Origin of the sequence: Streptomyces bugieae, from assembly GCF_036352915.1 — a bacterium.
Taxonomy (GTDB): domain Bacteria; phylum Actinomycetota; class Actinomycetes; order Streptomycetales; family Streptomycetaceae; genus Streptomyces; species Streptomyces endophytica.
In genome coordinates this window covers 110,830-131,257 of sequence record NZ_JAZBJP010000012.1, presented here as the reverse complement: position 1 = coordinate 131,257, position 20,428 = coordinate 110,830, and the positions used below count along the sequence as shown (strand labels likewise).

The window sequence follows — 20,428 nt, the reverse complement described above, 5'->3', positions numbered from 1 at the left end:
TGGTGAGCTTGCTCACTCCGGTGTGACGTCCAGCGGGACGGACTTGCGGGCCGGGTCCCGCAGGTCCGTCCCGTTCGCCAGCCAGCGCTCCTGGAGGGCCTGGGCGCCGTGCACCCGCTTCCAGGCGGCCTCGTTCGGCGTCATCGGCAGCAGCGGCAGGAACCGTACGGGGTCCATCGGGGCGTCCAGCTCCAGATCCTCGACGAGCCCGCCCGGCTCGCCCACCAGGACCGAGGTGAAGGGCGCGCCCGGCCACAGCGGCTCACCCACGTCGAGGGAGGCGCCGGGGGCCACGACCACGCCCTCCACCTGCGGGGACGCGGCGAGCACGGCGAGCGGGCGGAGCGCCTTGTCGGTGTCGGCGCGGCCCGCCTTCACCGACAGCACGAGCTCGGCGCGCGGCCCCTTCAACGGGTCCGCGACCACCGCGGTGGGATCGGCCATCGGCTGGGCGGACATCCCGAGCGTGGCGTAGCGCACCACCTGGTCGTCCACGAAGCGGAGCACCTCGATACGGTCGGTACCGAGGAAGGTGATGGCGGCACGCGCGTCCGGCTCGCCCAGGCTCGTCCGCAACCGGGCTTCGACCAGCTCAAGAACATCAGACATGCCGCGAGCATATGGCCGGTCCGCCGTCGCCCCTGATTGCGCTGTGCGGCAGCTTCGTTGTTCGTATGGAACAGGCAAAGCGGCGCCGTTCAGCTCCAGGCGGCTGATAGCCTTGCCGTCTGGTCAGGGAATGACGTTCGTCCCCCAGCGGGGACCGGCCGGAGGAGGTGGGGCTGCGGTGGATCCGAGTCGACCGTGCAGTACCGATAGCTCTCCTGTCATCCCCCTCGCGCAACCACTCTCCTGATCGAGAGCTTCCGTACCCCGCCGCTGAGCGGCGAAACCATGGAAGCGCCTTTGCGCCGGATGTAGATGACGGAAGAGCGCCTTCGCCTCTTTGTTCCGTGTTCTGCGAATCGCCGTCAGCATCCCGCACGGAGCGCCGCCCGCTTTGCGGACGTACCGCCGATGACGCCCGGTACGTCCACGTTCCGGGCAGCGTTACGCCCCGCGCCCGCGCTGACGGCCGGCCCGTGAAGGAGCCCGCCATGTCGATGATCCGTGACCTGCGCGCCGCCGTCCGCCCGTCCCGGCGCCGCGACGACGCCCCGTACCGTTCCGAGAGCAACGCCCCGTCCTGCGCCAACAGCGCCATCGTCGACTGCGGTGTGTACCGCGAGGGCCGCCGGGTGAGCGACCACGTCACCCCGGCCGAGGCGATGGCCTCCGTACGCGCCGACGGCGGCTTCATCTGGGTCGGGCTGCACGAGCCCACCGAGGCCGAATTCGCCGGTATCGCCAAGGAGTTCGGGCTGCACCCGCTCGCCGTCGAGGACGCCGTGCACGCCCACCAGCGGCCCAAGCTGGAGCGCTACGACGACACGCTGTTCACCGTCTTCAAGACCGTCCACTACGTCGAGCACGCCGAGCTGACCGCCACCAGCGAGGTCGTGGAGACCGGCGAGGTGATGTGCTTCACCGGCCGGGACTTCATCGTGACCGTGCGGCACGGCGGCCAGGGCTCGCTGCGGGCGCTCCGGCACCGGCTGCAGGACGACCCGGAGCTGCTGGCCAAGGGGCCGTCCGCGGTCCTGCACGCCATCGCCGACCAGGTGGTCGACGGCTACATGGCGGTGGCCGGCGCGGTCCAGGACGACATCGACGAGGTGGAGATCGACGTCTTCAGCTCGGGCACCAACGGCAAGGGCAACGGCTCCAAGAGCTCCGCGAAGGGCGGCGACGCCGGGCGGATCTACCAACTCAAGCGCGAGGTACTGGAGTTCAAGCGCGCGGTGTCGCCGCTGCTGCGGCCGATGCAGCTGCTCAGCGAGCGGCCGATGCGGCTGGTCGACTCCGACATCCAGAAGTACTTCCGGGACGTCGCCGACCACCTCGCGCGGGTCAACGAGCAGGTGCTGTCCTTCGACGACCTGCTCAACTCGATCCTGCAGGCCAACCTCGCGCAGGCGGCGGTGGCGCAGAACGAGGACATGCGCAAGATCACGGCCTGGGCGGCGATCTTCGCGGTGCCCACGATGATCGCCGGCATCTACGGCATGAACTTCACCTACATGCCCGAGCTGAAGTGGAAGTACGGCTACCCGGCGGTGCTGGTCGTCACCGTCGCGATCTGCGTCGGCATCCACCGCGGCTTCAAGCGCAACGGGTGGTTGTGACGGCGGGTGCGCGGCGGATCCGGCCCGGCCCCCGGGTGACCGTCTCAGCGGACGGGCGGTCCCAGGGGCGTCCGGACCGGCCCATTAGGCTGAGCGGTATGACGGAGACCGAGTCGCAGGCCCTGCAGGATCGGGCGCTCATCGAGGAGGCCACGAAGAAGTCCGGCCTCATCTGGGTGCGGGGGACGACGGGCCCGGCCCGGGCGCTGTGGCACGTCTGGCACGACGGCGCGGCCTGCCTCGTGGGCGACGGCAGCGGTGAGCAGCCGCTGGCGGACCTCGGGCTGACCGACGGCGGCCCGGCGACGGTCACCGTACGCAGCAAGGACAAGGGCGGCCGGCTGGTCGTCTGGCAGGCCACGGTCGTCGAGGCCGCACCGGAGGGCGACGCCTGGCGGTCCGCCGTCGAGGAGCTGAAGGGCAAGCGGCTCAACGCGCCGGACGCGGACACCCTCACCGAGCGCTGGGCGCGCGAGTGCCGGGTGCTGCGGCTGGAGCCGGCCGGCGCCCCGGCCGTGCAGCGGCCGGGCCTGATGCCCGAGGACTCGCACGCCGCGCCGCCGCTGGCGAGCCCCGCGATCACCCGCCGGCCGATCCCGGCGGCGCTGCCGAAGCTGCTGCGCCGCGGCCGCAAGGGCTGACCGGACGCCACCGGGCGGCGCCCCGGGCCCGGCCGCTCAGTGCGCGCCGGAGATCTGCGACCCGTAGTCGACGACCTGGTCCTTCGCCGGTGCCTTGAGGTCCACCCGCCGGCCCCAGTCGCCCAGCCGGACCACGCCCGCGCCGCCCGCGCGCTGCAGCCGCAGCGGGTAGGGCGTGCCCTCCAGGGAGACGTCCAGGACGCCGCCGGCGCCGGCCCCGGCGGCCAGCCGGACGGTGCGGACGCCGCCGACGGTGGAGCGGTCCTTGGCCGTCAGCTTGCCGCGCAGCCCGAGCAGGCTGGCGAGCAGGGTGTCCTTGTCGGTGAAACCGCTGAATTTCCGGTAGACCGGGTCGGAGGCCGGCACCTTGACGTATTTGCCGCCGAGTTTCTGCGCCGCACCGGAGGCGCCGCTCTTCTCGCCCGCCCAGAAGGCCGCGTCCGCCTTCAGATAGAGCGCGTCGCCGACCCGCAGCAGCTGGAAGGCGGCCGCCTTGGTGGTCAGTTCGCCCTTGGCGCCGTGCTCGGCCAGGCTCATGTCGAGCTTGTAGGTGAGGCCCTTGCTGACGACGTTGCCGGTGAGGTGGACGGTGTCGGCGTGCTCGGCGGCGGCCCGCGTCCTGGCCTGGATCTTCGCCGGGGGCAGCTTCCCCACGCCGTTGGTGCCGGCGTCCGGGTCCTCGTCCGCGCCGCAGCCGGCCAGCCCCGCGGCCAGTACCGCGCAGACCGCCCCCGCGAGCGCGGCGCGCCCCGTACGGCGGGCTCCGGGCAGGCGTCGGGGACGGACCCCCGGGGGGATTGCGCTCACGTCGGCTCTGCCTCCTGATGCGGGTGACCTCGACAGCAGTACGGCAGCGTACCTGGGACGTACGGGCGCGTCGGGGGGATGCGTGGCGGTCACCCTACGGCGTCCTCCACCGGGGCGGCGCGGGCCGGGGCGCGTTAGCCTGAACCCGAATTGATGCCTTGTTTCCGGCGAAAACGGGAGAGAAAGGGCGGCGCTCTGCATGGCAGTGGTGACTCCCCGGGTCTTCGTCTCCCACCTCTCCGGCAGTGCCGTCTTCGACCCCAACGGCGACCCGGTCGGCCGGCTGCGGGACCTCGTCGCGCTGCTGCGGGTCGGCGCCCGCCCGCCGCGGCTGCTCGGGCTGGTCGTCGAGGTGATCAGCCGGCGCCGGATCTTCGTGCCGATGACCCGGGTGACCGGTATCGAGTCCGGGCAGATCGTGATCACCGGAGTGATCAACATGCGGCGGTTCGAGCAGCGGGCGTCGGAGACACTGGTGCTCGGCGAGCTGCTGGACCGGCGGGTGCGGCTGGTGGAGACCGACGAGGAGGCCACCGTCCTCGACATCGGCATCACCCGGCTGCCGGCCCGCCGCGACTGGGAGATCGAGAAGGTCTTCGTCCGCAAGGGCAAGGGCCGGAGCGGGGCGCTGCGCCGCAAGGGCGAGACGCTGACCGTCGAGTGGTCGGCGGTGACCGGCTTCTCGCTGGAGGAGCACGGCCAGGGCGCGGAGAGCCTGCTGGCCACCTTCGAGCAGCTGCGGCCGGCCGACCTCGCCGGCGTGCTGCACCACCTGTCCGCCAAACGGCGCGGTGAGGTCGCCGCGGCGCTCGACGACGCCCGGCTCGCCGACGTGTTGGAGGAGCTGCCGGAGGACGACCAGCTGGAGATCATCGGCAAGCTCAAGGACGAACGGGTCGCCGACGTCCTGGAGGCGATGGACCCGGACGACGCCGCCGACCTGCTCTCCGAGCTGCCGGACGAGGACAAGGAGCGGCTGCTGGACCTGATGCGGCCGGAGGAGGCCGCGGACGTGCGGCGGCTGATGTCCTACGAGGAGCGCACCGCGGGCGGGCTGATGACCACCGAGCCGATCGTGCTGCGCCCGGACGCCACGGTCGCCGACGCGCTGGCCCGGGTCCGCGACCCGGACCTCTCCCCCGCGCTCGCCGCCCAGGTGTACGTGTGCCGGCCGCCCGACGAGACCCCGACCGGCAAGTACCTGGGCCTGGTGCACTTCCAACGGCTGCTGCGCGACCCGCCGTTCACCCTCGTCAGCTCGATCGTCGACACCGATCTGCCGCCGCTGCCGCCGGACACCGCGCTGACCGAGGTGACCAGCTATCTGGCGGCGTACAACATGGTCGCCGCGCCGGTCGTGGACGAGAGCGGCGCCCTGCTCGGCGCGGTGACCGTCGACGACGTACTGGACCACCTGCTGCCGGACGACTGGCGGGAGTCCGAGCTGCACGCCGGCGGGCCGGCCGGCCTGACCGGCGCCGGGAGCCGGGCGGAGGCACCGGATGGGCGCTGAGGAGCGGGAGAGCGCGCGCGAACGCGCCCGGGCGAACGGCGCCTCGGCGGTGCGGCGCGGCACCGCCGAGCGGTCCCGGGTGCGGCTGGACGTGCCGCGCACCCCGCGCCGGACGTTCCTGCCGGAGTACGACCCGGAGGCGTTCGGGCGACTGTCGGAGAAGATCGCCCGGTTCCTGGGGACCGGGCGCTTCATCGTCTGGATGACCGTCGCCATCATCCTGTGGATCACCTGGAACGTGACCGCGCCGGACCACCTGCGGTTCGACGGCTACCCGTTCATCTTCCTGACCCTGGCGCTGTCGCTGCAGGCCTCGTACGCGGCGCCGCTGATCCTGCTGGCGCAGAACCGCCAGGCCGACCGGGACCGGGTCACCCACGAGCAGGACCGCCAGCGCAACGAGCGCTCGATCGCCGACACGGAGTACCTGACCCGGGAGATCGCGGCGCTGCGGCTGGGGCTGGGCGAGGTCGCCACCCGCGACTGGATCCGCTCCGAACTGCAGGACCTGCTGCGGGATCTGGAGGCGGTGCCGGAGGGCCGCCGCGGAGAGTGACGAACGCGACCGCCGACGGCCTTTCCGGAGGCCGCCTCATGCGCCGTACCATCGGGACATGGCTCACGACACTGCCCCAGGCACCCCGAGCGAGGACGCGATCCGCGATGCGCTCGCGACGGTGAACGACCCCGAGATCCACCGCCCCATCACCGAACTGGGGATGGTCAAATCGGTGGACATCGCGGCGGACGGCGCGGTGGCGGTCGTGGTCTACCTCACCGTCTCCGGCTGCCCGATGCGCGAGACGATCACCCGCAACGTGAGCGACGCGGTCGCCGCGGTCGAGGGCGTCACCGGCGTCCGGGTGGACCTGGAAGTGATGAGCGACGAGCAGCGCAAGGAGCTGGCGGCGTCGCTGCGCGGCGGCACCGCCGAGCGCGAGGTCCCGTTCGCCCAGCCCGGCTCGCTGACCCGGGTCTACGCGGTCGCCTCCGGCAAGGGCGGCGTCGGCAAGTCGTCGGTGACGGTGAACCTCGCCGCGGCGATGGCGGCCGACGGCCTGAAGGTCGGCGTCGTGGACGCCGACATCTACGGCCACTCCGTGCCCCGCATGCTGGGCGCCGACGGCCGGCCCACGCAGGTCGAGAACATGATCATGCCCCCGTCGGCCAACGGCGTGAAGGTCATCTCGATCGGCATGTTCACGCCCGGCAACGCGCCGGTCGTCTGGCGCGGCCCGATGCTGCACCGCGCCCTCCAGCAGTTCCTCGCCGACGTGTACTGGGGCGACCTGGACGTGCTGCTGCTGGACCTGCCGCCGGGCACCGGTGACATCGCGATCTCGGTGGCGCAGCTCGTCCCGAACGCGGAGATCCTGGTCGTGACCACCCCGCAGCAGGCCGCGGCCGAGGTCGCCGAGCGCGCGGGCTCCATCGCCGTCCAGACCCACCAGAAGATCGTCGGCGTGGTCGAGAACATGTCCGGGCTGCCCTGCCCGCACTGCGACGAGATGGTCGACGTCTTCGGCACCGGCGGCGGCGAGCGGGTCGCCGAGGGCCTGACGAAGACCACCGGTACGCAGGTGCCGGTGCTCGGCGCCATCCCGATCGACGTCCGGCTCCGCGAGGGCGGCGACGAGGGCAAGCCGGTCGTGCTGACCGACCCGGACTCCCCCGCCGGCGCGGCCATCCGCGCGATCGCCGGCAAGCTCGGCGGCCGCCAGCGCGGCCTGGCCGGCATGTCCCTGGGGATCACCCCGCGCAACAAGTTCTGAGAGTGGTGCCCCCGGGCTCGTACGGGAGCTCCGGGGGCTCACTGGCGCCAGTTGATGCGAAGAAGGGGGCGGGCCCCGGTGGGCCCGCCCCCTTCCGCATACAGCGGCGCGCTCAGCCGGCGTACGAGCTGATGTCCCCGACGACCGAGAATCCCAGGCCCGAGGCGTGCGGCCGGCGACCCCGTCGCCCGTACCGGCCGTCAGCGCCGCTCAGCCGGCGTACGGGCCGATGTCCTCGACGACCGAAAAGCCGAGGACCGAGGCGTGCGGCCGGCGCCCCCGTCGCCCGTACCGGCCGTCAGCGCCGCTCAGCCGGCGTACGAGCTGATGTCCCCGACGACCGAGAATCCCAGGCCATAGGCGCTCATCCCCCGCCCGTAGGCGCCCAGGTGTACCGGCTCCGGGCCGTCGCCCGCCGAGCCGGCCAGGACCCAGCCGTACTCGGACTCGCGGTAGGCGAAGGATGTCGGGACGCCGTCGACCGGCAGCATCAGCTCGCTCCAGGCCCCGCCCCCGAGGTCGTCGGCCAGTTCCCACGCCAGCATCGTCTGCTGGTCCAGCCAGGCCTGGCGCAGCGTGCGGTCCATCTGGGTCGGCCAGGTGTGGTTCAGCAGGCCGGACCCGGCGAGCCAGGCGGCGGTGGAGACCGAGGTGGCCTCCAGGACGCCGGTGCCATCGGCGCTGCGTCGTACGGGGCGGCTGGCGACCGTCACCACCACCGCGAACCGCTCGTCCTGCGGGGACTCCACCTTGATGGTGGGCTCCTCACCGTGCCCGGTCGCGCCGTGCTCGACGGTGCCGTCCGCGGCCGCGCCGACCTGCATCAGCCAGCGCGGACCGGTGAACGCCTCGTCGAGGCCGTACCACGGGAACGCGGCCAGCAGATAGCCGTCGACCTTCCGGCCGACCGCGGCGGGCGCCTGTTGTTCCGCTGTCCGACTCGTCGTCTCCATCTGAGCGGAGCCTCCTTGTTGCCCTGCGTCGTGGGCGGCCCGCCCCCCTCAGGCGACCAAACCCCGGACACCCGGAGCATAGCCATAGGGGTCAATACAGCCCGGGCATACCGGAGTGTGTCAGGTGGCGTCGGCGTCGAACGGCGGACGCTCGTCCGGCTGCGCGTTCGCGGGCTTCTTGAGCAGGTCCGGACCGCCGGAGGAGGCCGGTGAATCCTTGGAGAGGGAGATCCCTGAGCTGTTCGGGTGCGCGGCCGCGGCGCCGCTCTCGCGGCTGTGCACGGCGTCGGTGACCTCGGCCATCTCCTTGCGGAAATCGAAGCCGTTACGGATCTCCTGGAGGTCCTTGAGGCCGTACTCGTCCTTCTCCAGGACGTGCTTGCGGACGAAGTTCTTGGGCTTGAGGTCCTCGAACTCGAAGTCCTTGAAGTCCGGGCCGAGCTCGTTGCGGATGTCCTGCTTGGCGCTGTCGGAGAACTCCCGGATCTTGCGGATGACCCCCATCACGTCCTGGATGACCTTGGGGAGCTTGTCCGGACCGAAGACGAGCACCGCCAGGACCACGATCGCTACCAGCTCTAGGGGTCCTATGTCGAAGAACACCTTGCAGCTCCTTGGGTCATCCGCGGCCTTCGTCGGCCTATGGGCCAGGCCGCCTCTCACCGTACCTGGCCCCGCACGTCGGACGGGAGTCGACCGTGCCAACACCGTGCAAACGATCAGCCCGTGGTGGAGGAACCCAGCCTGAGCCGAACGGACCGCTCCTTGCCGTCCCTTTGGAGGGTGAGCGCCAGGGTGTCGCCAGGCCGGTGGCTGCGGATCTTGACGATCAGCTCCTCACCGCTGTGCACCGGGGCGCCGTCCACCTGGGTGATCACGTCACCGGGCCGGATGCCCGCCTTGGCCCCGGGCCCGCCCGGGACGACCGGCTCCTTGCCGTTCTTGCTGTGCGCACTGACCCGCGCCCCGTCGCCGGCGTACTCCATCTCCAGGGTGACTCCGATGACCGGATGGGTCGCCCGGCCGGTGTTGATCAGCTCCTCGGCCACCCGTTTGGCCTGGTTGATCGGTATGGCGAAGCCCAGCCCTATGCTGCCGCCCTGGCCGCCGCCGTCCGGCCCGCCATTGCTGTCGGCCGCGCGGATGGCGCTGTTGATGCCGATGACGCGGGCCCGGGCGTCCACCAGCGGGCCGCCGGAGTTGCCGGGGTTGATGGGGGCGTCGGTCTGCAGCGCGTCGACGTACGAGATGTCGCTGCCGTCGCCCTTCTGGCCGCCCGCGGTGATCGGGCGCTGCTTGGCGCTGATGATCCCGGCGGTGACCGTGTTGGCCAGGTCGAAGGGTGCGCCGATGGCCACGACCGGGTCGCCGACCTGCACCGAGTCCGAGTTGCCGAGCGGCAGCGGTCGCAGGCCGGTGACGCCCTCGACCTGCACCACCGCGAGGTCGTAGCCGCCGTCCTGGCCGACGACCTTGGCCTTGGCGGTCTGCCCGCCGCTGAACGTGACCGATATCTCGCCGCCGGACCCGGCCGGTTCGACGACGTGGTTGTTGGTGAGGATGTGGCCCTCGCGGTCGAGGACGAAGCCGGTGCCGGTGCCCTGCTCGGCGTTGCCGCGGACGTGGATCGTGACGACGCCGGGCAGCGCGGCCCGGGCGATCCCGGCGACGCTGTCCGGCTTGCGGCCACCGGAGTCCCCGGCGGCCTGCGGCAGCTTGATGTCGTTGATCCCGCCGTACCGCTCGACGTACGCGCCGATGCCACCGCCGACGCCGCCCGCGAGCAGCGCCAGCGCCACCGCACCGGCCACCAGCACCCCGCGCGGGGTCCGCCGGGCGGCGGGCGGCGGCAGGGGGCCGCCCTGCAGGGGCGCGCGCCACGGGTCGTACTGCTGCCAGGCCCCCTGCGGGGCACCGGGGTGGTCGTGCGCGGCCGCCGGGCCCGGCGGCAGGGCGGAGGGATCCGGCTGCACGGGCGCGCCGTCCGGCTGCACCGGCACGCCGGAATCGGCGGCCGGACGGGCGGCGGGGCCGGCGGACGGACCGGCGGACGGGCCCGGGTGCGTGGGCACGGTCCCGTCCGGTGCGGCGGGGTACGGCTGGTCGCCGCGTGCGGCTCCCGGCGGTGCGACGGGCGGCGGGGACTGCCGCGGGCCGGGGTAGCCGGCACCCGGGGCGGGCTGGGCGGCCGGGGCGCCGTACGGGGGCATCGGCCCGGCGGACGGCGGGAGCACGGTGCCGTGCGCGGGGGTCGTCACCGGTCGCTGCACGGGCGGCGCGGGCGCCCAGGGCCCCGGCCCGCCGTACGGCGGGGTGCCGTACGGGTCCTCGGCATGCAGCGGCCGACGCTGCGGCGGCGCGCTGGGGTGCTCGGCGGAGACGGATGCCATGGCGGGGGCGGGAGCGGACGCTGGAGGCGCCGCGCCCGCCGTCGCCTGGGCGCTCTCGGACGCCCCGGCCGGGGGGACCTGACCGAGCGTCACGGTGGCGGCGCCGGACGGCGCTCCACCGGGCGGCGCGGGCACGGTGGCCTCGGCGGGCGCGGTGAGCTCGGTGGCCTCGGCGGGCACGGCATCCCCGGTGGGCGCGGTGAGCTCGGTAGGCATGGCAGCCCCGGTGGGCGCGGTGGCCTCGGCGCCGGTACGGGCCTGGGCCGGCCCGGTCGCCGCCGGCCCGGTCGCCGCCGGCGCAGCCGAGGTCAACTCGGCGGCGCTGTCGGGGCGTTCGGCCGACGGGCCCGCGGTGGTCTCTCCCGCGTCCGTCGCCTGCGCGGCCGCGGGCCGCTCCGGTGGCCGCACGATCCAGTCCTCCGGCTCCCGCGCCGCGGTTTCGCCGGACCTGTCGGACACTCCGGGCATCCCGGACGGCTCCCCGGCGCCCGACGGGGCCGCCGGTGGGCCGGACTCGGCGGATCGCTCCGGGCTCGGGGGATTTCCCGGGCGGCTCCACCACTTCAGCTTCGGCCCGGCGGCCTTACCGTCGTCCATGCTCTCCCCTACTTCGCCCGCGACCCCGCGGGCCACCACCACCTCGCGGCACGCGCCCGGTCAGGGGTGCGCCGCCCCAGGGGGATTCAACCAGTTCCGCCCGGGGCCGTGCAGCGGGCGGTCAGCGGCGGTCGGCGGCGGGGCCGTTCGCGGCGGAGCCGTGCAGCGGACGCATGGGCTCCAGCGGGGGAAGCGGCGGCGGGTTCTTGCGCGCCGGGCCGCTGCCGGCCGCGGCGGTCAGCGGCGAGAAGCGGTACGCCGGGGCCGGGCCGGTCGCGGCGATCAGCGGCGACAGGCCGAAGTGGCCGGCGGGCTGGTCCGGCGTCCACGACACCGACGGGGAGGCGGTCGCGGCGCCGGCACCGTCCAGGCTCATCGCGCTGGGCGCCGGGGCCAGGGTCGGCGCACCGGACGGCGGCCAGGTGGCCGGCCGGGACCGGGCGGTGGGGACGAACTCCGCGCCGCGCAGCAGGGCGGCACCGTCCGCCGCGGGGCTGCCGGTGAGCGGGGTGACGGCCGTGCCGCCGCCGTCGGTCCGTCCGCCGGTCGCGTCGACGGCGGCCTCCAGCGGCAGGGCACCGCCGAGCGCGAACGCCGCGAGCGAGACCGCACCGGCCGCCGCGAAGGCGAACCGGCGGCGCTGCGCGGGCCGCCCCTCCTCCTGGACACGGAAGCCGCGCGTCCGGGGCTGCGGGGGGAGCGCGGCCATGGCACGGCGGGAGTGCTCGTCGGTGGGGACGTAGCCGAACGCGCCGCCGCCGCGGGCGAATTCGGTACGTCCGAGAGCGCCGTTGCCCAGCCGGCTGCCGGGGCCGTCGGGGTCACCGCCGGGCAGCTGCACGAGCCGGGCCAGCAGTCCCTCGGAGGGACCGGGCGGCGCCGCCTGGGCGAACACGCTTTTCAGCCGACGCTGGGCGTCGGCCTCCGCCTTGCACTTCGCGCATGTCGCGAGATGCGCGAGCACCCGCTCGCGCGCGTCATGCCCCAACTCGCCGTCGACCAGGGCCGCGAGGCGGTCGCCGAGATGCTGCTCGGCGGGGGACGGACCGCCACTGAGGCTCACGCGATCCCGACCTCCCCCGTGGGCACCACGGCCAGCGCCCGCCGCTGCTCGCGCTCCTCGGCGCGCAGCGCGGGGGCGCGGTGCTTGAGGGCCTTGCGCAGGTGCGAGCGGCCGCGGTGGATCCGGCTGCGGACCGTGCCGAGCTTGACCCCGAGGGTCGCGGCGATCTCCTCATAGGACAGCCCCTCGATGTCGCACAGCACGACGGCGGCGCGGAACTCGGGCGCGAGGGTGTCCAGCGCCTGCTGGACGTCGGCGTCGAAGTGGGTGTCGTCGAAGTGCTCCTGCGGCGCGGGCTCCTTGCTGGGGAGCTTCTCGGCCGCGTCGTCACCGAGCGCGTCGAAGCGGATACGCTGCCGACGGCGGACCATGTCCAGGAAGAGGTTGGTCGTGATGCGGTGCAGCCAGCCCTCGAAGGTGCCGGGGGTGTACGTCGACAGCGAGCGGAAGACGCGGACGAACACCTCCTGGGTGAGGTCCTCGGCGTCGTGCTGATTGCCGGAGAGGCGGTAGGCGAGGCGATAGACCCGGGCGCTGTGCGTGCTGACGATCTCCTCCCAGGTGGGCGGAGTCCACGCCTCCGCATCCGCGTCTGCGGCGAAGGTCGCGGTGCGTGCGGAGTCAGTGCGGAAACGGTCAGCAGTGTTTGTCACGGATTTCGGCTCGGCGAACGACCTCTTGAAGCGCCTCAGCACTCCTCGGTCACCCGTCGCAGCCGCACCTCCCCTGGTGGCTCTGGTGGTGTCCAGTAGGGCCCCTACCATATCCACCTCGCCCGTTAGCTCCGGATAAGCAGATTTGACCTGCATTTGGTCCTGCTTCTGGCCTTGATTCGTGTCTCGCGCGGTCTTCACCACTGCGTCCCCCCGTCTCCCTCCTCCCCCTCTTTAACGCCCGGTCCCATCTGCGGGTTCCCGCACGCAGCGGATACAGTCACGGTTGCGTCAACTACGGGGACAGGAGAGGGCCATTACCGGCAACCGGCAGACGAGCTTGGCATTCGCCGAGGCGTACGGCGCCGGGACCATCGACGGCACCACCGAGGCCGCCCTGCGCTGGTCCCGTGACCGCGCACGCGAGGCCGGCATCCGCACGGTGACCACCGGCACCGGCGCGGCCCTGCGGCTGCTCGCCGCCACCGTCGACGCCAAGGCCGTCGCCGAGATCGGCACCGGAACGGGCGTGTCGGGCATCTACCTCCTGCACGGCATGCGGCCGGACGGCGTGCTGACCACCGTGGACTGCGAGCCCGAGCGGCAGACCTTCGCCAAGCAGGCGTTCCGCGCCGCGGGCTTCGCCGGCAACCGCGCCCGCTTCATCCCGGGCCGCGCCCTGGACGTCCTGCCGCGGCTGGCGGACGGCGGGTACGACCTCGTCTTCTGCGACGGCGACCTGATGGAGTGCCTGGAGTACCTCGCTGAATCGTTGCGGCTGCTGCGCCCCGGCGGCCTGGTGTGCTTCGAGGGCGTCTTCGCCGACGGCCGGACGGTGGACTCGGCGGTGCAGCCCGCGGAGGTGCTGCGGCTGCGCGAGCTGCTGCGGGCGGTGCGGGAGAGCACCACGCTGGTGCCGTCCCTGCTGCCGGTCGGCGACGGCCTGCTCTGCGCGGTCAAGCGCGGCTGAGCGCCCGCCCCCACGGAATCCCGGGCCACCGGCCCCTTGACCGGCCGCACGCGCACGCCCCGACACCCGGGCACCCGGCACCCGGCACCCGGCACCCGGACATGCGAACGGCCCCGGCACGCGGCGCGCCGTCACTGCGCGCCGCCTGCCGGGGCCGGGGTCTCGGCTGGGGTACCGGGCTCAGTCGGGCCCGGGCATCCGCCGGTGTCTCACCCTTGTCAGACGGTGACCTTCTCCAGGGCCTCTCCGAGGGCCTTGGCTTCGTCGGGGGTCAGCTCGACGACGAGCCGCCCGCCGCCTTCGAGCGGAACGCGCATGACGATGCCCCGCCCCTCCTTGGTCACCTCGAGCGGGCCGTCACCCGTCCGCGGCTTCATGGCCGCCATGCTCGTTCCCCTTCCTGAAACCAGCTCATCTCAGCCGACGGCCCGGATAGGCACGTGTCACCGGCATCGAACACATTGCTTCCAGGCCATTATCCCGCATCGAACGACCCGATGACCAACATCGGGCAGCATCCCTTCGGCAACTCGCACCCGCAAACCCACCCAATTCGGGGAGCGGGCTGCGATACTTCTCCGCCCGCCGACTCCCGACGCGCCCGCGATCTTTGATGTACGTCACATGTGCACCGCCGATGATCTCCGGCATCCTGAGCGCTGACTGCCCGCCACCGGGCAGTGCCGAGCCGCGACGGAGGGGATTCCCAACTATGGCCGACACCGTGCTCTACGACGTGACCGACGGACTCGCGACGATCACGCTCAACCGCCCGGACGCGATGAACGCGCTGAACGTCGAGGCGAAGGTGCTCCTGCGGGACACGCTCCAGGAGGCCGCGGCCGACCCCGCGGTCCGGGCGGTGCTGCTGACCGCCACCGGGCGGGCGTTCTGCGTCGGGCAGGACCTCAAGGAGCACATCGGCCTGCTGGCCGAGGACCGGGCCACCGGCTCCGGCGGCACCATGAACACCGTGCGTGAGCACTACAACCCGATCGTGACCGCGCTGACCGAGATGGCCAAGCCGGTCGTCGCCGGGGTCAACGGGGTCGCCGCGGGCGCCGGGGCGGGCTTCGCGCTGGCCGCGGACTACCGCGTCGTCGCCGACACCGCCTCCTTCAACACCTCCTTCGCGGGCGTCGCGCTGACCGCCGACTCCGGGGTGTCCTGGACCCTGCCCCGGCTGATCGGCCACAGCCGCGCCGCCGACCTGCTGCTCTTCCCGCGGTCGATCAGCGCCCAGGAGGCGTACGAGCTGGGCATCGCCAACAAGGTCGTACCGGCCGCCGAACTGGCCGAGGAGGCCGCGGCGGTCGCCCGCCGGCTGGCCCAGGGGCCGACCGCCGCCTACGCCGCGATCAAGGAGTCGCTGGCCTACGGGGCGGGGCACTCGCTCGCCGAGACCCTCGGCAAGGAGGACGAGCTGCAGGGCCGGGCCGGGGCGTCGGAGGACCACCACATCGCGGTCGAGGCGTTCGTGAAGAAGGAGAAGCCGGTCTTCCTCGGCCGCTGACCGCGGCCCGCCGGGCCGGACGGGGCCATCCCACGGGCCGCCCACCGGCCGGGCCGCGTCAGCCGGCCGCCGCCTCCACCGCCGCCCGGACGTGGCACTCCGCCAGATGGTCGTTGACCAGCCCGCAGGCCTGCATCATCGCGTAGGCCGTGGTCGGGCCGACGAAGCGGAAGCCGCGCTTCTTGAGGTCCTTGGCGAGCGCCGTGGACTCCGGGGTCACCGGCTGGACATCGCCCACCGTGCGCGGCACCGGGCGGCCGGCCCGATCGGGGGCGTAGGACCAGATCAGCTCGTCGAGCTCGCCGGGGGCCAGCGCGGCGGCGACCTTGGCGTTGTTGATCGTCGCGGCGATCTTGGCGCGGTTGCGGATGATGCCGGGGTCGGCGAGCAGCCGCTCGGCGTCCGCCTCGGTGAACCGCGCCACCGCCGCGATCTCGAACCCGGCGAACGCGGCGCGGAACCCGGGGCGGCGCCGCAGGATCGTGATCCACGAGAGGCCGGACTGGAACGCCTCCAGGCTCATCCGCTCGAAGAGCGCGTCGTCGCCGTGGACCGGCAGGCCCCATTCCGTGTCGTGGTAGGCGCGGTAGTCCGCCATCTGCGCGGACTCCATGCCCCACGGACAGCGCGGGATCCCGTCCGGCTCCGTCACCACACCGCTCATCGGTCCTCCCCCTCTTCCGGGCCGCCGGGCGCCCCGGTCCCGTCCGCGTCCCCGGAACGGCCGCCGCCGGCCCCCGGCCGCGTCTCCGGCACCGGTCCGGGCGCGGCCGGGCCGTCCTGTATGAGCCCCGGGCCGCCCATCGCCGCGGCGTGCGCCCCGGCCAGCGCGGCCTCCAGCTCGGCGATCCGGGAGTCCCGCTCGGCCAGCTCGGCACCCAGCCGGTCCAGAACGCCGTCGACGTCGTCCATGCGGTAGCCGCGCACGCCCACCGGCAGCCGGACGGCGTCCACGTCGGCACGGCCCAGCGGGCGGTCGACGGGCAGCGGGTCGGACAGCCGGTCCGGCTCGGCGTCCCGCAGGCCGCCGCCGTCACCGCCGACGACCACGAGCGTGACCGCGGCGACCACCACGACCATCGCGATCAGCAAGAACCAGAACACGACCAACTCCCCGGACTTGTGCCTGCTCCGATCGTGCCATGCGGGTGTGACAGTTAGGGTCGCTCCCGGACCATGGAGAGGAAGTCAGGGAATGCTGCGGCTGGGTAATCGCGAGTTCGGACCGGACGAGCGGGTGATCATGGCGATCGTCAACCGGACTCCGGACTCGTTCTACGACCAGGGCGCCACTTTCCGTGACGAGCCCGCGCTGGCGCGGGTGGAACAGGCGGTGGCCGAGGGCGCCGCGATCATCGACATCGGCGGCGTCAAGGCGGGGCCCGGCGAGGAGGTCGACGCCGAGGAGGAGGCCCGCCGCACGGTCGGTTTCGTGGCCGAGGTGCGCAAGCGGTTCCCCGATGTGGTGATCAGCGTCGACACCTGGCGGCACGAGGTCGGCGAGGCGGTCTGCGAGGCCGGCGCGGACCTGCTCAACGACGCCTGGGGCGGGGTCGATCCGCTGCTCGCCGAGGTGGCGGCGCGGTACGGCGTCGGCCTGGTGTGCACCCACGCCGGCGGGATCGAGCCGCGCACCCGCCCGCACCGGGTCACCTACGACGACGTGATGGCCGACATCCTGCAGGTCACGCTCGGACTGGCGGAGCGGGCCGCGGAGTTGGGCGTGCGGCGGGACGCGATCCTGATCGACCCGGGGCACGACTTCGGGAAGAACACCCGGCACAGCCTGGAGGCGACCCGCCGGCTGGACGAGATGACCGCCACGGGCTGGCCGGTGCTGGTCTCGCTGTCCAACAAGGACTTCGTCGGCGAGACGCTCGACCGGCCGGTCAAGGAGCGGCTGCTGGGCACCCTCGCGACCACGGCGGTGTCGGCCTGGCTGGGCGCCCAGGTCTACCGGGTCCACGAGGTCGCCGAGACACGCCAGATCCTCGACATGGTCTCCTCGATCGCCGGCCACCGGCCCCCGGCGGTCGCCCGCCGGGGCCTGGCCTAGGGGCGCCTCCCCGATCAGGCCGGATCGGGGAGACACCCCGGCATCCGGCCCGCTCAGGGCTGGATGCCGACCTCCTTGGTCACCAGCGCGATCGCCTCGTCCACGTCGTCGCTGAGGTGGAACAGCTCCAGGTCGTGCATCGACGCCTTGCCCTGGGCGATCAGGGTGTCGCGCAGCCAGTCGACCAGCCCGGCCCAGTAGGCGGTGCCGAACAGCACGATCGGGAAGCGGGTGACCTTGCGGGTCTGGACGAGGGTGAGCGCCTCGAAGAGCTCGTCGAGGGTGCCGAGCCCGCCGGGCAGAACCACGAATCCCCGGGCGTACTTCACAAAACACGTCTTGCGGACGAAGAAGTACCGGAAGTCGACGCCGAGGTTCACGTACTGGTTCATGCCCTGCTCGAAGGGCAGCTCGATGCCCAGTCCGACGGAGGTGCCACCGGCCTCGTGGGCGCCCTTGTTGGCGGCCTCCATGGCACCCGGGCCACCGCCGGTGATCACCGCGAAGCCCGCCTCCACCAGGGCCCGCCCGATCCGCACACCGATCTCGTACTCCTTGGAGTCGCGCGGCGTACGGGCCGAGCCGAAGACGCTGACAGCCGGGCCCAGCTCGGCCAGCGCGCCGAAGCCCTCGACGAACTCCGACTGGATGCGCATCACGCGCCAGGGGTCGGTGTGCACCCACTCGGAGGGGCCTGCGGAGTCCAGCAGCCGCTGGTCGGTGGTGCCGGCCTGCACCTGGTCGTGGCGGCGCAGAACGCGACCCAGCCGCTGCTCACCGGGGGCCGGTGCTCCCTCGGGACTGGCCATGACATGCTCCCTCCGCTGACGATCGTTTGCCGTTTCAGCGTAGATCCGACGGCCTGAAGCGCAGGGGAATTTCGCTGGTCCGCCGGGGGTCGGCCACCGGTCCCGAGCGGTGCGGCACGGCCCTTCAGGCGGTGAGCCAGGCGCGCAGCCGCTCCTCGCAGTGCAGGATGCGCTCGGTCTCGACCCGTTCGTCCTTCTTGTGCGCGAGCAGCGAGTAGCCCGGGCCGTAGTTGACGGCCGGGACGCCCAGGGCGCTGAACCGGGAGACGTCGGTCCAGCCGAACTTGGGCATCGCGGTGCCGCCGACCGCCGCCATGAACGCCTTCGCCGCGGGGTGCGACAGCCCGGGCAGCGCGCCCGGGGAGTGGTCGTCGACGACGAACTCGTCGACCGGGCAGTCCGCGAAGACCTCCCGCACGTGGGCGATCGCCTCCTCCGGGGTCCGGTCGGGGGCGTAGCGGAAGTTGACCGTGACCGTGCAGGCGTCGGGGACGACGTTGCCGGCGACCCCGCCCTCGACGCGGACGGCGTTGAGGCCCTCGCGGTATTCGAGGCCGTCGATCACCGGCCGGCGCGGCTCGTAGGCGGCGAGCCGGGCCAGGATCGGGGCGGCGGCGTGGATCGCGTTGGCGCCCATCCAGCTGCGGGCGGAGTGCGCGCGCTCCCCGGTGGTGCGCAGCAGGACCCGGAGGGTGCCCTGGCAGCCGCCCTCCACCTGGGCGTCGGAGGGCTCCAGGAGGACGGCGAAGTCACCGGCGAGCCACTCGGGGTGGGCGTCGGCGACATGGCCGAGGCCGTTGAGGTGCGCGGCGACCTCTTCGTTGTCGTAGAAGACGAACGTGAGGTCCCGGTTGGGGGCGGGGACCGTGGCGGCCATCCGCAGCTGGACGGCGACCCCGGACTTCATGTCGCAGGTGCCGCAGCCCCACAGCACGCCGTCCTCGTCGAGCCGCGACGGGACGTTGTCCGCGATCGGCACGGTGTCGAGGTGTCCGGCGAGCACCACCCGCTCGTCGCGGCCCAGCTGCGTACGGGCCACGACGTTGTTGCCGTACCGGTCGACGGTCAGGTGCGGCAGGGCGCGCAGGGCGTTCTCGACCGCGTCGGCGAGGTCCTTCTCGTTGCCGCTCTCGGAGGGGATGTCGACCAGCTGCGCGGTGAGCGCGGCGGCGTCGAGCGACAGGTCGAGGACCGGGGGGTGTGTGGTGCGCTCCATGGTTCCGACCCTATCGGCAGCACTCCAGTACGGTGGGCTCGTGTCCGCCCGCCCCGCCTTTGCCGTCCGCCGCACGCGCCTGTGGCGTTTCGCCGCAGCCTTCGCCGTACTCCTCGGACTGGCCGGCTACCTCCTGGTGCAGTACATCACCGGCGGCCCCGGGGCGCCGCACTGCACGGTGCGCGCCGAGGGGGACGAGGAGGCGTACGAGCTGTCGCCGGAGCAGGCCGCGAACGCCGCGACGATCTCGGCGGTGGCGTCCTCCCGGGGCCTGCCGGAGCGTGCGGTGACCATCGCGCTGGCGACCGCGATGCAGGAGTCCGGGCTGCACAACATCGAATTCGGCGACCGGGACTCGGTCGGGCTCTTCCAGCAGCGGCCGTCCCAGGACTGGGGCACGGTGCGGCAGATCATGGATCCGGTCTATTCGGCCGGGGAGTTCTACCGCCATCTGGCGAAGGTGCCCGGCTACTCCCGGCTGCCGCTGACCGTCGCCGCGCAGAGGGTGCAGCGCAGTGGCTATCCGCAGGCGTACGCGAAGCACGAGGCGAACGCCGCGCGGCTGACCGGCGCGCTGACCGGACGCGACCCGGGCGCGATGACCTGCACCGAGAGCCGGCCGGAGGACAGCCGGGCGGGCGGCGCCGCGGCGGTGCGGGAGAAACTGGTGCGGGAGTTCGGGGCCGGGGTGCTGCCGCGGACGGACGCCGCCGGGGGCCGCGGCGCGGGCGGCAACCGCGGGGTGACGGTACCGGTGGGGCAGGGCGGGCAGGCCGCGGCCCCGGGGTCCGAGGGCGCCCGGCGCGGCTGGGAGCTGGCGACCTGGGCGATGGCGCACTCCGCGGAGCTGCGCATCGAACAGATCTCTTACGCCGGCCGGACGTGGACGGCGGACGATGCGGGGAAGGGCTGGCAGAACCGGCCGGGTGGTTCCGCGGCGGACGGGCGCGACGTTCGTATCATCACCGCGCAATAGTTTGCGGTATCGCCCGTAAGGGTTCCCCGAGCCGCGGACCGCGGCAATTCCCTTGAAAATGGCGCGAGTTGACGCCCGAGGGAATACCTTTTCCGTCAATTCCCTTGCGGGCCAAGGGCCGTGACGTTTCCGCACCCGCGGGCGCGTGTCCATATCGCCCTTCTTTCGGCACGCCCGATTATGCGATGCGTTACCAACTCTTTACCGGAGTTCACCGCAACCTTCGGGGGTCTGACGCGGTAGTCAGTGCGTCCGCCCGGCGGACATGGCACAG

Annotated in this window: 21 protein-coding genes; 9 read left to right on the top strand and 12 right to left on the bottom strand. The window is 73.1% G+C overall.

Annotated elements, in window-relative coordinates:
• Positions 1 to 12: 12 nt before the first annotated feature.
• Complete coding sequence (locus tag V2J85_RS20745) at positions 13 to 609, bottom strand: suppressor of fused domain protein (RefSeq protein ID WP_330822415.1); 597 nt, start codon at positions 607 to 609, stop codon at positions 13 to 15.
• A 488-nt stretch (positions 610 to 1,097) separates the two neighbouring features.
• On the opposite strand from V2J85_RS20745, the gene V2J85_RS20740 reads away from it, so the two are divergent.
• Positions 1,098 to 2,225, top strand: a complete 1,128-nt coding sequence (locus V2J85_RS20740; protein WP_261955837.1) for a magnesium and cobalt transport protein CorA — start codon at positions 1,098 to 1,100, stop codon at positions 2,223 to 2,225.
• A 98-nt stretch (positions 2,226 to 2,323) separates the two neighbouring features.
• Positions 2,324 to 2,866 (top strand): hypothetical protein, encoded by a 543-nt coding sequence (locus tag V2J85_RS20735; RefSeq protein WP_330822414.1) that lies wholly within the window; start codon positions 2,324 to 2,326, stop codon positions 2,864 to 2,866.
• A 36-nt stretch (positions 2,867 to 2,902) separates the two neighbouring features.
• Here V2J85_RS20735 and V2J85_RS20730 read toward each other — a convergent pair whose 3' ends face one another.
• Positions 2,903 to 3,673, bottom strand: coding sequence for a hypothetical protein (locus V2J85_RS20730; protein ID WP_419836811.1), 771 nt, complete (start codon positions 3,671 to 3,673; stop codon positions 2,903 to 2,905).
• A 199-nt stretch (positions 3,674 to 3,872) separates the two neighbouring features.
• Here V2J85_RS20730 and V2J85_RS20725 point away from each other — a divergent pair, with 199 nt between their 5' ends.
• The 3 genes from V2J85_RS20725 to V2J85_RS20715 are packed head-to-tail and all read left to right on the top strand — an operon-like array spanning position 3,873 to position 6,958.
• Positions 3,873 to 5,186 (top strand): magnesium transporter MgtE N-terminal domain-containing protein, encoded by a 1,314-nt coding sequence (locus V2J85_RS20725; RefSeq protein WP_261955839.1) that lies wholly within the window; start codon positions 3,873 to 3,875, stop codon positions 5,184 to 5,186.
• The gene (locus V2J85_RS20720; protein ID WP_261955840.1) at positions 5,176 to 5,742 is read left to right on the top strand and encodes a DUF1003 domain-containing protein; all 567 of its coding nucleotides are present in this window, start codon (positions 5,176 to 5,178) and stop codon (positions 5,740 to 5,742) included. The genes V2J85_RS20725 and V2J85_RS20720 overlap by 11 nt, the downstream gene beginning before the upstream one ends.
• A 58-nt stretch (positions 5,743 to 5,800) precedes the next feature.
• Positions 5,801 to 6,958 carry an Mrp/NBP35 family ATP-binding protein gene (locus tag V2J85_RS20715; RefSeq protein WP_330822413.1) on the top strand — a complete coding sequence of 386 codons (1,158 nt, stop codon included), beginning with the start codon at positions 5,801 to 5,803 and terminating at the stop codon, positions 6,956 to 6,958.
• A gap of 308 nt (positions 6,959 to 7,266) precedes the next feature.
• Here V2J85_RS20715 and V2J85_RS20710 read toward each other — a convergent pair whose 3' ends face one another.
• From V2J85_RS20710 to sigE, 5 genes are all read right to left on the bottom strand, one after another.
• Positions 7,267 to 7,911 (bottom strand): hypothetical protein, encoded by a 645-nt coding sequence (locus tag V2J85_RS20710; protein ID WP_261955842.1) that lies wholly within the window; start codon positions 7,909 to 7,911, stop codon positions 7,267 to 7,269.
• A 120-nt stretch (positions 7,912 to 8,031) separates the two neighbouring features.
• A complete protein-coding gene (locus V2J85_RS20705) occupies positions 8,032 to 8,514 on the bottom strand; it encodes a sec-independent translocase (RefSeq protein ID WP_330822412.1) in 483 nt (160 codons plus the stop codon).
• 116 nt (positions 8,515 to 8,630) lie between these two features.
• Positions 8,631 to 10,769: a S1C family serine protease gene (locus V2J85_RS20700; RefSeq protein ID WP_330822411.1), complete on the bottom strand. Its 2,139-nt coding sequence runs from the start codon at positions 10,767 to 10,769 to the stop codon at positions 8,631 to 8,633.
• A 250-nt stretch (positions 10,770 to 11,019) separates the two neighbouring features.
• Complete coding sequence (locus V2J85_RS20695; RefSeq protein ID WP_330822410.1) at positions 11,020 to 11,961, bottom strand: zf-HC2 domain-containing protein; 942 nt, start codon at positions 11,959 to 11,961, stop codon at positions 11,020 to 11,022.
• The gene (gene sigE, locus V2J85_RS20690; protein WP_261955846.1) at positions 11,958 to 12,725 is read right to left on the bottom strand and encodes an RNA polymerase sigma factor SigE; all 768 of its coding nucleotides are present in this window, start codon (positions 12,723 to 12,725) and stop codon (positions 11,958 to 11,960) included. Before sigE ends, V2J85_RS20695 begins: the two co-directional genes overlap by 4 nt.
• 175 nt (positions 12,726 to 12,900) lie before the next feature.
• Here sigE and V2J85_RS20685 point away from each other — a divergent pair, with 175 nt between their 5' ends.
• Positions 12,901 to 13,584 (top strand): O-methyltransferase, encoded by a 684-nt coding sequence (locus V2J85_RS20685; protein WP_261955847.1) that lies wholly within the window; start codon positions 12,901 to 12,903, stop codon positions 13,582 to 13,584.
• A gap of 218 nt (positions 13,585 to 13,802) precedes the next feature.
• Here V2J85_RS20685 and V2J85_RS20680 read toward each other — a convergent pair whose 3' ends face one another.
• Positions 13,803 to 13,970, bottom strand: coding sequence for a DUF3117 domain-containing protein (locus V2J85_RS20680; protein ID WP_003985072.1), 168 nt, complete (start codon positions 13,968 to 13,970; stop codon positions 13,803 to 13,805).
• 326 nt (positions 13,971 to 14,296) lie between these two features.
• On the opposite strand from V2J85_RS20680, the gene chcB reads away from it, so the two are divergent.
• Positions 14,297 to 15,097 (top strand): 2-cyclohexenylcarbonyl CoA isomerase, encoded by an 801-nt coding sequence (gene chcB, locus V2J85_RS20675; RefSeq protein ID WP_261955848.1) that lies wholly within the window; start codon positions 14,297 to 14,299, stop codon positions 15,095 to 15,097.
• 58 nt (positions 15,098 to 15,155) lie between these two features.
• Here the strand turns inward: chcB and V2J85_RS20670 are convergent, their stop codons facing one another.
• A complete protein-coding gene (locus V2J85_RS20670) occupies positions 15,156 to 15,761 on the bottom strand; it encodes a DNA-3-methyladenine glycosylase I (protein WP_315975454.1) in 606 nt (201 codons plus the stop codon).
• On the bottom strand, positions 15,758 to 16,201 hold the full coding sequence (locus V2J85_RS20665; protein WP_261955849.1) for a DivIVA domain-containing protein: 444 nt from the start codon (positions 16,199 to 16,201) through the stop codon (positions 15,758 to 15,760). Before V2J85_RS20665 ends, V2J85_RS20670 begins: the two co-directional genes overlap by 4 nt.
• A 91-nt stretch (positions 16,202 to 16,292) precedes the next feature.
• On the opposite strand from V2J85_RS20665, the gene folP reads away from it, so the two are divergent.
• On the top strand, positions 16,293 to 17,153 hold the full coding sequence (gene folP / locus V2J85_RS20660) for a dihydropteroate synthase (RefSeq protein ID WP_261955850.1): 861 nt from the start codon (positions 16,293 to 16,295) through the stop codon (positions 17,151 to 17,153).
• A gap of 53 nt (positions 17,154 to 17,206) precedes the next feature.
• Here folP and V2J85_RS20655 read toward each other — a convergent pair whose 3' ends face one another.
• Complete coding sequence (locus V2J85_RS20655) at positions 17,207 to 17,962, bottom strand: LOG family protein (RefSeq protein ID WP_261955851.1); 756 nt, start codon at positions 17,960 to 17,962, stop codon at positions 17,207 to 17,209.
• A gap of 124 nt (positions 17,963 to 18,086) precedes the next feature.
• The gene (gene dapE, locus V2J85_RS20650) at positions 18,087 to 19,178 is read right to left on the bottom strand and encodes a succinyl-diaminopimelate desuccinylase (RefSeq protein ID WP_330822409.1); all 1,092 of its coding nucleotides are present in this window, start codon (positions 19,176 to 19,178) and stop codon (positions 18,087 to 18,089) included.
• Positions 19,179 to 19,218: 40 nt separating this feature from the next.
• On the opposite strand from dapE, the gene V2J85_RS20645 reads away from it, so the two are divergent.
• Positions 19,219 to 20,154 (top strand): VldE C-terminal domain-containing protein, encoded by a 936-nt coding sequence (locus V2J85_RS20645; RefSeq protein WP_261955853.1) that lies wholly within the window; start codon positions 19,219 to 19,221, stop codon positions 20,152 to 20,154.
• Positions 20,155 to 20,428 lie beyond the last annotated feature (274 nt).